The following is a 12,691-nucleotide window of genomic DNA, read 5'->3' as shown; positions in this document are numbered from 1 at the left end:
GCTTAGTTGAACATGCGTTCAATCTCCAGTGTTGGCCGCAGCGATGCATCGGTTTTTAACGTTTATGACGGGGGAGGATAAGCAGATGGCGCAGGATATTTCGTTCAGTGTTCGCAACAACAACGGCGATCCGGTGCAGGTCGGCGCCTGGCGTTTCGAGGGCGACGGCAGCGGGCCGAAGGTGCATTTGCAGGCGGGGGTGCATGCCGACGAAATCGCCGGGATGCTGGTGCTGCATCTGTTGATGCAACGGCTTCAGGTCGCCGAGGCCGAGGGCCGTCTCAAGGGCAGTGTAACCGTGGTGCCGCAAGCCAATCCCCTGGGCATCGGGCAGTTCCGCCAAGGGCGAATCCTGGGTCGTTTTCACGACGCGACCGGGCATAACTTCAACCGCTCGTTCGACCAGTCGGCCGTGATGGAGCAACCGTCGACCAACGTCCAGGAATGGCAAAAAAGCCTGGTGCAACTGGCGGCTACCGCAGAGGTGATGCTCGACCTGCACACTGATGACGAAGCCTTGCCCTACCTCTACGTGCACCGCCGTTTCTGGCCCCGTGGCCGCGAATTGGCGGCGGCGATGAAGATGGACGTGGCGATCATCTGGGATGACGGCGGTGACGGCTCCTTCGAAGAAACCATCATTGCGCCGTGGCTGCGTGACGGCATCACCGAGCAGCGCATGGCCGCGACCCTGGAGCTGCGCGGGCAGGGCGATGTCAGCGACAGGTTGGCCGAGCAGGATGCCGCGGGACTTTACGCCTGGCTGTGCAGTTACGGGGTCATCGACGAAGCGCTGTCACCCGCTGACTGGCCCGTCGAAGCGATGGAAATGGGCCAGATGGAGACCATCCTCGCGCCGCAACCCGGGGTGCTGATCTTTGAAAAGGAACTGGGCGACTTCGTCGAAGAAGGGCAGCGCTTTGCGCGGATTCTGCGGCGGCCCGGTGATCCTTCTTCCGAAGTGGTGCTGGTGGCCGAGCAAGCGGGGCGGATGGTCACACGCTATCGGGACCGGTTCGTGTCGCAGGGCATGGTGGTGGCGAAATTCACCGGGAGCCGTATTTCGCGCAACTGGAGTGGCGGGTTGTTGGACCCGAACTAGGCGCAGAGCATTTGGTCAGCCTGTTGGCCACCTCCGCTGAAGATAAGCGGGGTGGCCTTCACGCTAGTTCCCATCCGCCACTTTGCGTTGTATCTCGTCTACTTTTCGTTGGATCGCCTCGGCTTCATTCTCTTCGGGAGGCGTTGTTTCATCGACCTCTTCGGCGTCCCTGTCCTTCCGATCCCTTTCGCTGTTACTGACACTGTCATCGTTGTTCATCGTGCGTACCTCCGTTGACCTACACATTGGATACAGCACCCGGGAGGGAGTTCGAGATTTTTTCCTGGGAGCAGCCGCGCACGCAATCCAGGCTTCGGACTGTAAACTGTCCGCGCAAAAGGCATCGACCGCCTCTTTACCACCTCAAGCAAGAGATCCCTCATGGCAAACCAAGACATCGCGTTCACCCCCGATCCTGACGCGGATTCCATCTCCTCCGACGTCACCGGCTTCAACGGCATTCTGGTCTCCACGCAGATTCCCACCCGCGCCGACGGCAGCCTGGAGCTGGGCGATATCACCCTGCAGAGCGAATGCACGTTGCAAGCGTTGAAGGTGGCGCTGGAGAAAGCCGGCAGTTCCATGGACCGGGTCATGCACCTGACCATCTACCTCACCGACATGGCTGATCGGGCTGCATTCAACGAAGTCTACAAGCGATTTTTTGCCAAGCCCTGGCCTGTTCGCGCTGCCGTCGGTGTGGCCGCTTTGGCGGTCGAAGGCATGCGCGTGGAAGTCACCGCGATGGCCGCCAAAGCCTGACGGCGCGGGTCAGGTGTGATGAAAATCCACCTGGCCCAGTTTCAAAAACAACGACGGCTCATGCCTCTGCGCGACAACCCTTATCCCTCTACGAAAATTAGTTTCGCCTCGTTTGAAAATCACGCCTCGAAATGTTTTATGAGTTTCACAACCCATTCGACGTGACCCTTTCGAGGAGTACCGCATGACCCTGTCCTTCGGCTATTGGCTGCTGGTGTATGCCGCCATTGCCATCATTGCCCTGATCGTTCTGATCGCCCGTTACCGACTCAATCCGTTCATTGTCATCACCCTGGTGTCCATCGGCCTCGCGCTGTTGGCGGGCATGCCGCCGTCCGGCGTAGTCGGCGCTTATGAGGCCGGGGTCGGCAAAACCCTGGGGCACATTGCGCTGGTGGTGGCGCTGGGTACGATGCTCGGCAAGATGATGGCCGAGTCCGGCGGCGCCGATCAGATCGCGCAGACCTTGATCCGCGCCTTCGGCAAAGAGAAAGTCCAGTGGGCCATGATGTTTGCCGCGTTCCTGGTGGGCATCCCGCTGTTCTTCGAGATCGGCTTTGTGCTGCTGATCCCGCTGGTGTTTATCGTCGCGCGTCGCACGGGCGTGTCGATTTTGATGGTCGGTTTGCCGATGGTCGCCGGGCTGTCGGTGGTGCATGCGCTGGTGCCGCCGCACCCTGCGGCGATGCTGGCGGTGCAGGTGTATGGGGCGTCGGTCGGGCAGACCGTGCTGTATGCGATCTTGATTGGTATCCCTACGGCGATCATCGCCGGTCCGCTGTACGCCAAGTTCATCGTGCCGCGCATTCACCTGCCGGCGGAGAACCCGCTGGAACGCCAGTTCCTCGACCGCGAACCGCGCGACAGCCTGCCGGGGTTCGGCATCACCATGGCGACCATTCTGTTGCCGGTGGTGCTGATGCTGATCGGTGGCTGGGCCAACCTGATTTCCACGCCGGGGAACGGTTTTAATCAGTTCCTGCTGTTTATCGGCAACTCGGTGATCGCGCTGCTGGTGGCGACCTTGGTGAGCTTCTGGACCTTGGGGCTGGCCCAGGGCTTTAACCGTGAAGCGATCCTCAAGTTCACCAATGAATGCCTGGCGCCGACGGCCAGTATTACCTTGCTGGTCGGCGCGGGCGGCGGGTTGAACCGCATTCTGGTGGATGCTGGGGTCACCGATCAGATCGTCAGCCTGGCCCACGAATTTCACCTGTCGCCGCTGATCATGGGTTGGCTGTTTGCGGCGTTGATGAGGATCGCCACTGGCTCCGCCACCGTGGCCATGACCACCGCTTCGGGCATCGTCGCGCCGGTAGCCATCGGTCTGGGATACCCACACCCGGAGTTGCTGGTGCTGGCGACCGGTGCCGGGTCAGTTATCTTTTCCCACGTCAACGACGGCGGCTTCTGGTTGATCAAGGAATACTTCAACATGACCGTTGCCCAGACCTTCAAGACCTGGACCGTGCTCGAGACCATTATTTCGGTGGTGGCTTTCGCGCTGACGGTGGGTCTTTCTTACTTGATTTAACCGAACACTCCGATCGCTTTCCTCAAGGCTCATGGTCACCCATTGAGCGCGTCATCGTGCGCGCCGCATTTGGGTGCCAAGGGCGGAGAGCGGTCGCCAAACAGTCAAAAAAACAAAAAAACACCCTGGAGCTCCGTATGTTCAAGCACGCAATCCCCACCGCATTCTTGTTGGCCACAGGTTCGATGTGCGCACAGGCAGCCGACACCCCCAGCCACGGTTTTCTCGAAGACAGCAAAGCCAGCCTGTCGATGCGCACCTTGTATTTCAACAGCGACAACCGCGACGGCGCCGCCGAGCCCTCGAAAACCGAGGAAGCGGCGCAGGGGTTTGTGCTGCGCTATGAATCCGGGTTTACCCAAGGCACCGTTGGATTCGGGGTCGATGCCCAGGCGCTGCTCGGGGTTACGCTGGACAGCGGCACCGGGCGCCACAACGGCAGCGGCATGATCCCGACCGAGGGCGACGGCGCGGCGGATGCCTGGAGCAGCTTTGGCCCGACGGCGAAGATGCGCATCTCAAAAACCGAATTCCGCTACGGCACGTTGCTGCCAAAATTGCCGATCCTGATCTCGAACGATGCCCGGGTATTACCGCAATCGTTCACCGGTGCGCAGATCACTTCGAACGACATCGATGGCCTGATGTTGACCAGTGGTGTGCTTGAACACGCAGTGGGTCGTGCCTCGACTGACCGCACCGGACTGTCGGTGGCGGGCAGCACCCAGGACAGCAACAAGTTCTACTTCGCCGGGGGTGACTACAACGTCACCAAGGACCTGAAGGCGCAGTATTACTTCGCGCAGATGGAAGACTTCTACAACCAGAACTTCTTCGGCCTGACGCATGTGCTGCCGATCGACGGCAAAAGCTCCTTCACCACTGACTTGCGTTATTTCCGCACCACGTCGACCGGTGCCAACAGTTCAGCCGCAGGCAGGGCGCAGGGTTATCGGGTGTCGGGTTACACCGAGGACAACAATGGTGAGATCGACAACAACACTTGGGTGGCGATGGTCACCTATGCCAACAATGGTCATGCGGTGTCGCTGGGGCATCAGCAGGTGGGTGATGGCAGCAACTTTGTTCAGCCGAACCAGGGCAGCCTGATTGATAAGGGGGCGGGTGGTGGTAGCGTTTACTTGCCGACGGATCGGATGATCCAGAGCTTTGCCCGTGCGGGCGAGGAGACTAATTTCGGGCAGTACAGCTATGATTTCGCGCCGTTGGGGGTGCCGGGGTTGAAGGCGACGATCGTGTATCTGAAGGGGACCGGGATCAAGGCGCAAAACGCGGGGGATCAGTCTGAGTGGGAGCGTGATATGACGCTGGATTACGTATTGCAATCGGGGTCGCTGAAGGGGCTTGGGTTTAGTTTGCGTAATGGTAAGTCGAACACGGATGCGGGGCGGAATGTGGATCAGAATCGGTTCATCATTAACTACACGTTGTCGTTGTTGTAACCCTTTTTGGGGGCATATCCATTTCTGCGGTAACGGCCNCTCGCGAGCAGGATCGCGCCCAAAAAAAGCAGATCATCACTCCGTTGGAACTCCCCATCACCCCCTTCGTCATCTGCAGTGAGGGAGGCTGTACTCACTGCGAACTCCCGGAACGCTTGATGACAGACAGAAGGCGAGGGATGACATGAATCCCTTGTCGGTCTCACCAGACTGCAGTGTGCAAGGCGAGAGGAGAATCGATGGACAGACACCTGAAGTTTGGCATTGAAGAGGAATACTTCATCACGGACCTGGCCACCCGGCGCATGGCCGAGAATCCTTCCGTTGCTTCGATTGAAGCGTGTCAGGTGGTGCTCGGCGATTGTTTCGCGCATGAGATGTTCAGGGGGCAGATTGAAGTCGCGTCGCCCATCTTCACCCGCGTCGCGCAAGCAGCGGAGTACCTGTTTTCTGCGCGCACAAGGTTGCGGCAAACGCTCAAAGGGTACGGGCTGGGACTGCTCAGTGCCGGCAGCCACCCGTTGGCCGATTGGCGTTTGCAGCACGCCACCGACCACCCTCATTTTGTTCAACTGTTTGAAGACTACCAGCGCGTGGCAAGGCGCAGCGTGCTGTCCGGCCTGCACGTGCATGTTGAAGTGCCTGGGCATGTGGACCGTATTCAGGTGATGAACGAAGTCTTGCCGTGGATGCCGTTGCTGTTGGCACTCAGCACTTCTTCACCTTTCTGGGACGGCGCCGATAGCGGCTTCATGAGCTACCGGCAAACGGCGTGTGATGAGTGGCCACGGATGGGCATTCCGGAGTTCTTCGAAGATCAAAGCGCCTATAACGCCTACGTCGCCATGCTGATCCGCACCGGTACCATCAAGCAGGCGGGCGATTGCTGGTGGGGTTTACGCCCCGCCGCGAAGTACCCGACGCTGGAGATGCGCATGACGGACGCCTGTCCGCGCCTGGATGACGTCTTGTGCATTGCCTCTTTGTTTCGCTTGCTGGTGGCCCATGCCATTGACCAACCCCGCCCGGGATTGAGCTATTCGCAAGTGTCGCAATGGATCCTCAAGGAAAATCGGTGGCGGGCGAAACGGTCCGGCATCCACGCAGCCTTCATCGTTGAAGGCTACGATCGGCCGTTCTCTGCCGAGCAATGGCTGTTCAGGGCGCAGCAGATTCTGGGGGACACGGCGCAGAAGATGGGCGTGGAGGATGTGTTCGTCCAGGCCCGCCGGATTCTCCGCGACGGCACCAGTGCGGACCGGCAGCGGAGCGTCTATGCGCGAGCCGTGCGTGGGGGAGAGGGTGTTGACGCCGCGCTGTCGCAAGTCGTGGATCAGTTGCTGCTGGAAACGTCGCAAGCGTCGTGCATCAGTGAAATGGCGCTCACCTAAGACAATCTCCAGCCGAACAAGCCCCTCACCGCAGGAGGCTTGCTCGGCTGAAGACCAGCGCGCAGCTATTTCAGCCCTGCAACGGCGGTTTGGACTGCGCAGCAGGCCCTTTTTGGGGGCGCTTCGCGACCCAGCGGGAGCAAGCTCCCTCGCCACAGGGTTCTTGTTCGACTGGAGATTGTCTTGGATCAGTGAAGGTCTCACCTAAGACAATCTCCAGCCGAACAAGCCCCTCACCGCAGGAGGCTTGCTCGGCTGAAGACCAGCGCGCAGCTATTTCAGCCCTGCAACGGCGGTGTCCGGGGCGGGATCATTCGTTTGCTGCCGGCCGACTCAAACGCCGAAGCAAAGCGCAGCAGCGCTGAATCGTCNTAGGCNCTGCCGGCAAAGGTCAGCCCGACCGGCATGCCGATGTCCGCCATCACGCCCATCGGCACGGTCACNGTCGGCACACCGAGGTGGCGGATGGCGAGGTTGCCGTTGGCGACCCACACACCGTTGCTCCACGCGATGTCCGCCGACTGCGGATCGACATCGGCATTCGCCGGTCCGACGTCGGCCACTGTCGGGAACAACACCGCATCGAGATTCAGTCGATCCATCCAGTCTTCCAGGTCGATTCGACGCGTCTCTTCCAGCCCGCGCAGGCCGTCCGGCAGGGTGGTGATCTGGTCCCACGGCGTGATGCCACGCTCGGCCATCTTCACGTATTCGTCCATGCCGGCGGCGAGCTCGTCTTCGCGATTGGGCAGGGTGCCCGGGTCGTGCGGGAAGATCAGCGGCCCGTCGACATCGGCCAGGCGGTGCAGTTTCGGATCACCGTTGGCTCGCAGAAAATCATCGAACGCCCAGGCCGACAGTTCCCACAATTCATCGTGCAGGAACTCCTTGGACACCAGGCCGCGAGTAAACACCGTCGGCGCGCCNGGNCGATCGCCTTCGCAATTGGAGACCAGCGGGAAGTCGACTTCGACCACCTCGGCACCGGCGGTTTCGAGTGCCTGGCGGGCCTCTTCCCAGAGACCGATCACGCTAGGACGGGTGTTGATTTTCTGCCCCGTCGGCCCGCCGATCCCGGGCTTTTCGCTGGTGCCGGCCTCGGGGTCAGCGTTGATGTACATGCGCGGCACGCCCAAACGTTTACCGGCGAGGGCTTGGCTATTGACGGCCAGCTCGGCGTACGACGCCGGGCGCACCGAGGCCACGCTCGGGATCGGCACCCAGGGTTGCAGGCGCCACAGGTCGCCACGGGTGTCGGGGTCTTCGGCGACGACCACGTCGAGCACTTCCAGCAGGTCAGCCATGGTGCGCGCATACGGCACCACGACGTCCATGGTTGGCGTCAGCGGCCAGTTGCCGCGCACCGAAATCACCCCACGGGAAGGGGTGTAGGCGCACAGGCCATTGTTGGAGGCCGGACCGCGTCCGCTCGACCAGGTTTCTTCGGCGAGGCCGAAGGCCGCGAAACTGGCGGCGGTTGCAGTCCCGGCACCGTTCGATGAGCCCGACGCAAAAGGCGCCGTCAGGTAGTCAGCGTTATACGGGCTTTCGGCACGGCCATAAACCCCGCGTTGCATCCCGCCATTGGCCATCGGCGGCATGTTGGTCTTGCCCAGGCAGATGGCGCCGCCGGCCCGCAGGCGTTCGATNGTGAAGGCATCGCGATAGGCAATCAGGTCTTTGAAGGCCGGACTGCCAGAGGCCGCGGTGAGGCCTTTCACCAGGTAACTGTCCTTGGCCGTGTAGGGAATGCCATCCAGCGGGCCGAGCGTTTCGCCCTTGGCCCGACGGGCATCGGACGCCTGCGCTTCGTTGAGCGCCTCGGGGTTGCGAACCACCACCGCGTTGAGCGCGGTGGGCGTGTCGGGGCCGTCGTAGGCGTCGATCCTGGCAAGGTAGGCCTGGACCAACTCAACCGCCGTGGTCTGGCCAGACGCCAGCGCCGCACGTAATTGGGCAATGGACACTTCGGTGACTTCGATCATGCTGTTACCACTGACGGCTGAGGGGGGAGGAGGTGAAGGTTGGCCGCTTGCCGGGTCTTGGGCTCAGGGGCATCACGTGTCTCAAAAGGGGTGTTCATATCGATTTCTCGTTGCACGGCAATACGCGACAGGGTCTGGACTTGAAACCTGGGCCGCCTATTTAGCACCAAGGCGGGCGCAGAAGGAAACGCTGAAACGGTTTATGCCTGTCACAAAGCTTCCTGTNGCGTGAGGCAGGGGCGGATTCAGAGGAGACGCAACATGGACCGATTCACCGGCGGCTGCCTGTGCGGCAATGTTCGAATCGAAGCGTCAGGACGGCCCTACCGTGTCGGCGTTTGTCACTGTCTCGATTGCCGCAAGCATCATGGGGCTCTTTTCAATGCCAGCGCGATCTTCCCTCAGGAGGCAGTGAAGATCGAGGGCGAAACACGCGACTACGCCGGGCGGCATTTTTGTCCGCGCTGCGGTTCGTCCGTTTTTGCACGCACCGCCGACGAAATCGAAGTGAACCTGGGATCCCTCGATGCCCCTGATCAACTGACGCCAACCTACGAAAGCTGGATGGTGCGTCGCGAGTCCTGGTTGCCGGCGTTTGCGCTCATCAGACACTACAAGCACGACCGTGAGGGGACGGGGCGTTTGGAGGAGTAGGCCGTTCTGCGAAAGCAGTCAGGTCTTGACCCAGCGTTGACGGCTCCAGCTGCTCAATGAATCGACGGCGAACACCAGTAGCAACATGGCCAGGATCACCGTGCTGGCTTGAGCTTCCTGGAACAGGCTGAGGCTGACATACAGCATTTGTCCCAAACCACCGGCGCCGACGAAGCCGAGCACACTGGCCATGCGGATATTGTTTTCCCAGCGGTACAGGATGTAGGCCAGCAACTGCGGCAACAGGTTGGGCAATGTGCCGTAACAGAACGCCCACACGGCATTGCCACCCTGCAGGCGGATGGCGTCGGCCGGTTCGGGCGGGGTGTTTTCCAGTGCTTCGGCAAACAGCCGGCCGAGTACGCCGGTGGTGTGCAGGGCCAAGGCGAGGGTGCCGGCATTGGGGCCCAGTCCGGCGGCCAGCACCATCAGCGCCGCCCACACCAGTTCCGGGACCGCACGCAAGGCATTGAGGACCAGACGCGACGCACTCTGCAACGGCCAGCCGAAACGCCCGGCCGCGGGCAATGCCAACAGCAGACCGAACACCGCCGCGAGCAGGGTGCCCAAGGCGGACATGGCAATGGTTTCCAGCGCGCCGTGACCGATGGCTTGCAGATGACCCGCGCTCAGGTCCGGGCTGAGGAAACGCTGCACATAGGCAGCCATCTGCTTCAGGTTTCCGGCGCCGCCGAGTTCGCCGAGGTCGATGCCCAGGTAGATGAACGAGGCGACTACCGCGGCGCCAATGCCCAGGACCAGCGCCAGGTTGATCAGGCGATTCATGTCAGCCTCCAGCGCAGCAGGCGACTGAGTTGATCGGCGAGCAGCACCAGGACGAGGAACGTCAGTAACAAACTGGCCACTTCCCCCCCGGCGAACATGCGTAACGACAGATCCATTTGCTGACCCAGACCGCCGGCACCGACGAAGCCCATCACCACCGAGGCGCGGATCGCGCACTCCCAGCGGTACACCGTGTACGACAGCAGCTCCGCCGCGACATTGGGCAAGATCCCGTAGCAAAACGCTGCCAGTCGACCGCTGCCTGAACGCAGTAACGCATGGGCCGGTCGCTGGTCGACCGACTCGAAAATTTCTGCGTAGACCTTGCCCAACATGCCGCTGTAGGTAATCGCAATGGCCAATACCCCGGCGGTCGGGCCGAGGCCGACGGCGCGCACGAACAGCAGGGCCCAGACGATCTCCGGCACGCTGCGCAGAAAGATCAGCAAACCGCGTACCGGCCAACGCAGCAGTTGGCCGCCGAAGCTTGGGCGACCTGCACGGGAGGCTGCCGACAGCGACAGGGCGCGACTGGCCAGCAGGCTGGCAGGGACGGCCAACAGCAACGCCAAGGCCATGCCGGCCGTGGCGATGGCCAAGGTCTGCAGCGTGGCTTGCAACAGCAGCTCGATGAACTCGGCGTCATGGGCCGGAGGCCAGAAGGCGGAGACAAACCGGCCCATCTCGCTCTGACTGTCACTCGCGACTAAAACGCCGAGGTCCAATTCGCTGAAGTGGATGCCCGGCCACAGCAGGGCGATCGCCAACAGGCTGAGGAGCAAACGGGGCAGGGCGGCGGGGTCGCGGGCGGCAGGCGTCAGCATCGGGGAATCTGCACACTCAAGGACACGGGAGGCACCGGCGAGGAGTGCAGCTGCTCGTTGGCGTAGAGCTTGTCGAGCAGCTCGCGGTCGACGTCGCTGGCCGCAAGGTCGAACAGGATCTGCCCGTCACGCAGGCCGATGATCCGCGAAAAGTGCGCCAGGGCCAGCTCCACCGCATGCAGGCTGGCGACCAAGGTGACGTTGTGCTCCCGGGCATGGCGGCAGAGCACCGAAAGCGTGTGTTCGGCCAGCACCGGGTCCATCGCCGAAACCGGCTCATCGGCCAGCAACACCTCGGGCGCTTGATACAACACGCGGGCAATGCCCACCCGCTGGAGCTGTCCGCCGGACAGTTGCTGGCATTGGGCGAATAGTTTGTCGCTCAGGTCGAGCCTGGCCAGTGCAGCGCGGGCGCCCGGAATATCCAGCGGATGCACCAGGTTCAGCAGGCTCTTGCCCAGGCCCCATTGCCCCAACTTTCCGGCCAGCACCGCGGTGACCACACGCTGGCGCGGTGGCAGGGGCGGCGACTGATGGATCAGACCGATGCGTGCGCGCAAACGCTGGCGCTGCCGGGCAGACAGCTGCCACGCGCGCTCGCCGAGCACCTGCAACTCGCCGTTGTCCGGTGGCAAAGCGGTGGCCAGCAGGTTGAGCAGGCTCGACTTGCCGGCGCCGGACGGGCCGATGACGGCAACCTGCTCGCCTGCACCGATGTGCAGATCCACGTCTCGCAATGCCTGGACGCCGTTGGCGTGAGTCAGGCTGGCCTGGGTCAGACGTAATGTCATTTCAGCAGATCGGCGGCGCGTGCGGCTTCCTCGATGCCTTTGTAGTTATCAGGACTGGTTTCGATGAACCGGCTGGCCGCCTGCAAATCGAGGATTTCCTTGTCCTTCGGGTTGGCCGGATCGAGTGCGAGGAAGGCGGCCTTGATCTTCGCCGCCAGCGCCGGGTCGAGGGTCCCGCGCACCGTCCAGTTGTAGTCGAAGTAGGCCGGGGTGGTCGCAAACACTTTGACCTTGTTGGTGTCGACCTTGCCGGCGGCGACCAGTTTTTCCCACACGCTGGCGTTCAGTACCCCGGCGTCCACCTTTCCGGCCTGGACCCAGGCGACGGTGGCGTCATGGGCGCCGGAGTAGCCGACGCGGCTGAAGTAGGTTTCAGGCTTGATGCCATCCTTGAGCATGAAATAGCGCGGCATGAGACTGCCCGACGTGGAGGACACCGAGCCGAACGCGAAGGTCTTGCCCTTCAGGTCGGCGAGGGATTTGACGTTCGGGTCGGCGGTGATGAATTTGCTGGTGAACTGGGCGTCCTGTTCGCGCTGCACCAGCGGAATGGCATTACCGGTTTTCAGACGTGCCTGCACAAACGTGAAACCGCCCAGCCAGGCCAGGTCGATGCGGTCAGTCGCCAACGCCTCGACCACCGCCGGATAGTCGCTCACGGGCACGAACTCGACCTTCATGCCCAGTTTTTCCTCCAGATAAGCGCCCAGCGGCTTGAACTTGCGCAGCAGTTCAGTAGGGGCTTCATCGGGAATCGCGCTGACTTTCAAGGTGTCGGCGGCCTGTGCCAACAGGCTGCCAAATGTCAGGGTAAGGCCAACGGCCAATGCCAGGGTACGCTTGAGCATGGAAGCTCTCCGGTGAATGAACGGAAAAATATCGATGCGCCTGGCACAAGCTGAACTTGCTTGGCGCTTTGTGAGGGTAGACGAAGCGGGGGCATATTAACCGGTTTTGACCTCGTCAATAGGCGTCGCGAAGGGCTGCACCACCATTGCTCGAACTGAACCTTGGCCACGCCGTTGGCATTTAACCGGCATTTTAATCGCTCTCATTGTTTTCTGACGCAAACAGGCCTGCGTGTACGCGTTTGGGCGAGCCCTACGTGTCCCTGTTTTTTTAGTGCCTTAAACATGTTTGGGTGCGCGTGTTTAAAGACACTCGGCGTTACGTCCTAACGGCTACAACGCCTTGCGTCGTTGCCTACGCGTGCGCCAGAATCCGCCGGCTTGTGCGGCTTTGGGGTGGGCTATATCGTTTCCTGGTCACTGAAAAACAGTGATCGGGTTTGGTAGCCCGCCTGCAAATAGCCGTATGGCAACACCTTATGCAGCCTCTTTTTTGGGGCTCGGCTTTATATGGTGGTCATGCGTGGGGCTCCTTTGTGAGCGCCGGGTTT

At 61.5% G+C, this 12,691-nt stretch carries 12 protein-coding genes; 6 read left to right on the top strand and 6 right to left on the bottom strand.

What is annotated here, in order from left to right; translation table 11 throughout:
• The first annotated feature begins 85 nt into the window (after positions 1 to 85).
• Complete coding sequence (locus B7L09_RS05055) at positions 86 to 1,102, top strand: M14 family metallopeptidase (RefSeq protein WP_094467970.1); 1,017 nt, start codon at positions 86 to 88, stop codon at positions 1,100 to 1,102.
• Between the two features lie 63 nt (positions 1,103 to 1,165).
• Here B7L09_RS05055 and B7L09_RS31940 read toward each other — a convergent pair whose 3' ends face one another.
• Positions 1,166 to 1,321, bottom strand: coding sequence for a hypothetical protein (locus B7L09_RS31940; protein WP_176457663.1), 156 nt, complete (start codon positions 1,319 to 1,321; stop codon positions 1,166 to 1,168).
• A gap of 162 nt (positions 1,322 to 1,483) precedes the next feature.
• Here B7L09_RS31940 and B7L09_RS05050 point away from each other — a divergent pair, with 162 nt between their 5' ends.
• From B7L09_RS05050 to B7L09_RS05035, 4 genes are all read left to right on the top strand, one after another.
• On the top strand, positions 1,484 to 1,864 hold the full coding sequence (locus B7L09_RS05050; RefSeq protein ID WP_094467969.1) for a RidA family protein: 381 nt from the start codon (positions 1,484 to 1,486) through the stop codon (positions 1,862 to 1,864).
• A gap of 184 nt (positions 1,865 to 2,048) precedes the next feature.
• On the top strand, positions 2,049 to 3,398 hold the full coding sequence (locus B7L09_RS05045) for a GntT/GntP/DsdX family permease (protein ID WP_094467968.1): 1,350 nt from the start codon (positions 2,049 to 2,051) through the stop codon (positions 3,396 to 3,398).
• 137 nt (positions 3,399 to 3,535) lie between these two features.
• Positions 3,536 to 4,861: an OprD family porin gene (locus B7L09_RS05040; RefSeq protein ID WP_094467967.1), complete on the top strand. Its 1,326-nt coding sequence runs from the start codon at positions 3,536 to 3,538 to the stop codon at positions 4,859 to 4,861.
• Positions 4,862 to 5,100: 239 nt separating this feature from the next.
• Positions 5,101 to 6,252 carry a carboxylate-amine ligase gene (locus tag B7L09_RS05035; RefSeq protein ID WP_094467966.1) on the top strand — a complete coding sequence of 384 codons (1,152 nt, stop codon included), beginning with the start codon at positions 5,101 to 5,103 and terminating at the stop codon, positions 6,250 to 6,252.
• Between the two features lie 278 nt (positions 6,253 to 6,530).
• On the opposite strand, the gene B7L09_RS05030 is transcribed toward B7L09_RS05035, so the two are convergent.
• The gene (locus tag B7L09_RS05030; RefSeq protein ID WP_094467965.1) at positions 6,531 to 8,237 is read right to left on the bottom strand and encodes an amidase; all 1,707 of its coding nucleotides are present in this window, start codon (positions 8,235 to 8,237) and stop codon (positions 6,531 to 6,533) included.
• Positions 8,238 to 8,498: 261 nt separating this feature from the next.
• Between B7L09_RS05030 and B7L09_RS05025 the strand changes: the two genes are divergently transcribed.
• On the top strand, positions 8,499 to 8,891 hold the full coding sequence (locus B7L09_RS05025; protein ID WP_094467964.1) for a GFA family protein: 393 nt from the start codon (positions 8,499 to 8,501) through the stop codon (positions 8,889 to 8,891).
• 18 nt (positions 8,892 to 8,909) lie between these two features.
• Here the strand turns inward: B7L09_RS05025 and phnE are convergent, their stop codons facing one another.
• From phnE to B7L09_RS05005, 4 genes are read right to left on the bottom strand one after another with little or no spacing between them, the layout of a single operon-like run.
• The gene (gene phnE / locus B7L09_RS05020) at positions 8,910 to 9,677 is read right to left on the bottom strand and encodes a phosphonate ABC transporter, permease protein PhnE (protein WP_094467963.1); all 768 of its coding nucleotides are present in this window, start codon (positions 9,675 to 9,677) and stop codon (positions 8,910 to 8,912) included.
• Positions 9,674 to 10,501: a PhnE/PtxC family ABC transporter permease gene (locus B7L09_RS05015; protein ID WP_094467962.1), complete on the bottom strand. Its 828-nt coding sequence runs from the start codon at positions 10,499 to 10,501 to the stop codon at positions 9,674 to 9,676. Before B7L09_RS05015 ends, phnE begins: the two co-directional genes overlap by 4 nt.
• On the bottom strand, positions 10,495 to 11,292 hold the full coding sequence (locus B7L09_RS05010; RefSeq protein ID WP_094467961.1) for a phosphonate ABC transporter ATP-binding protein: 798 nt from the start codon (positions 11,290 to 11,292) through the stop codon (positions 10,495 to 10,497). Before B7L09_RS05010 ends, B7L09_RS05015 begins: the two co-directional genes overlap by 7 nt.
• On the bottom strand, positions 11,289 to 12,140 hold the full coding sequence (locus tag B7L09_RS05005) for a putative selenate ABC transporter substrate-binding protein (protein ID WP_094467960.1): 852 nt from the start codon (positions 12,138 to 12,140) through the stop codon (positions 11,289 to 11,291). Before B7L09_RS05005 ends, B7L09_RS05010 begins: the two co-directional genes overlap by 4 nt.
• Between the last annotated feature and the right edge of the window lie 551 nt (positions 12,141 to 12,691).

Source organism: Pseudomonas mandelii (assembly GCF_002251635.1).
Classification (GTDB): domain Bacteria; phylum Pseudomonadota; class Gammaproteobacteria; order Pseudomonadales; family Pseudomonadaceae; genus Aquipseudomonas; species Aquipseudomonas mandelii_B.
This window is presented reverse-complemented; position numbering and strand designations above follow the sequence as displayed.

What these genes read in the sequence shown, in the direction of transcription:
- B7L09_RS31940 (WP_176457663.1), bottom strand. Translation starts at nt 1,321, where the DNA reads ATGAACAACGATGACAGTGTCAGTAACAGCGAAAGGGATCGGAAGGAC.
- B7L09_RS05050 (WP_094467969.1), top strand. Translation starts at nt 1,484, where the DNA reads ATGGCAAACCAAGACATCGCGTTCACCCCCGATCCTGACGCGGATTCC.
- phnE (WP_094467963.1), bottom strand. Translation starts at nt 9,677, where the DNA reads ATGAATCGCCTGATCAACCTGGCGCTGGTCCTGGGCATTGGCGCCGCG.
- B7L09_RS05045 (WP_094467968.1), top strand. Translation starts at nt 2,049, where the DNA reads ATGACCCTGTCCTTCGGCTATTGGCTGCTGGTGTATGCCGCCATTGCC.
- B7L09_RS05035 (WP_094467966.1), top strand. Translation starts at nt 5,101, where the DNA reads ATGGACAGACACCTGAAGTTTGGCATTGAAGAGGAATACTTCATCACG.
- B7L09_RS05040 (WP_094467967.1), top strand. Translation starts at nt 3,536, where the DNA reads ATGTTCAAGCACGCAATCCCCACCGCATTCTTGTTGGCCACAGGTTCG.
- B7L09_RS05025 (WP_094467964.1), top strand. Translation starts at nt 8,499, where the DNA reads ATGGACCGATTCACCGGCGGCTGCCTGTGCGGCAATGTTCGAATCGAA.
- B7L09_RS05010 (WP_094467961.1), bottom strand. Translation starts at nt 11,292, where the DNA reads ATGACATTACGTCTGACCCAGGCCAGCCTGACTCACGCCAACGGCGTC.
- B7L09_RS05015 (WP_094467962.1), bottom strand. Translation starts at nt 10,501, where the DNA reads ATGCTGACGCCTGCCGCCCGCGACCCCGCCGCCCTGCCCCGTTTGCTC.
- B7L09_RS05055 (WP_094467970.1), top strand. Translation starts at nt 86, where the DNA reads ATGGCGCAGGATATTTCGTTCAGTGTTCGCAACAACAACGGCGATCCG.
- B7L09_RS05005 (WP_094467960.1), bottom strand. Translation starts at nt 12,140, where the DNA reads ATGCTCAAGCGTACCCTGGCATTGGCCGTTGGCCTTACCCTGACATTT.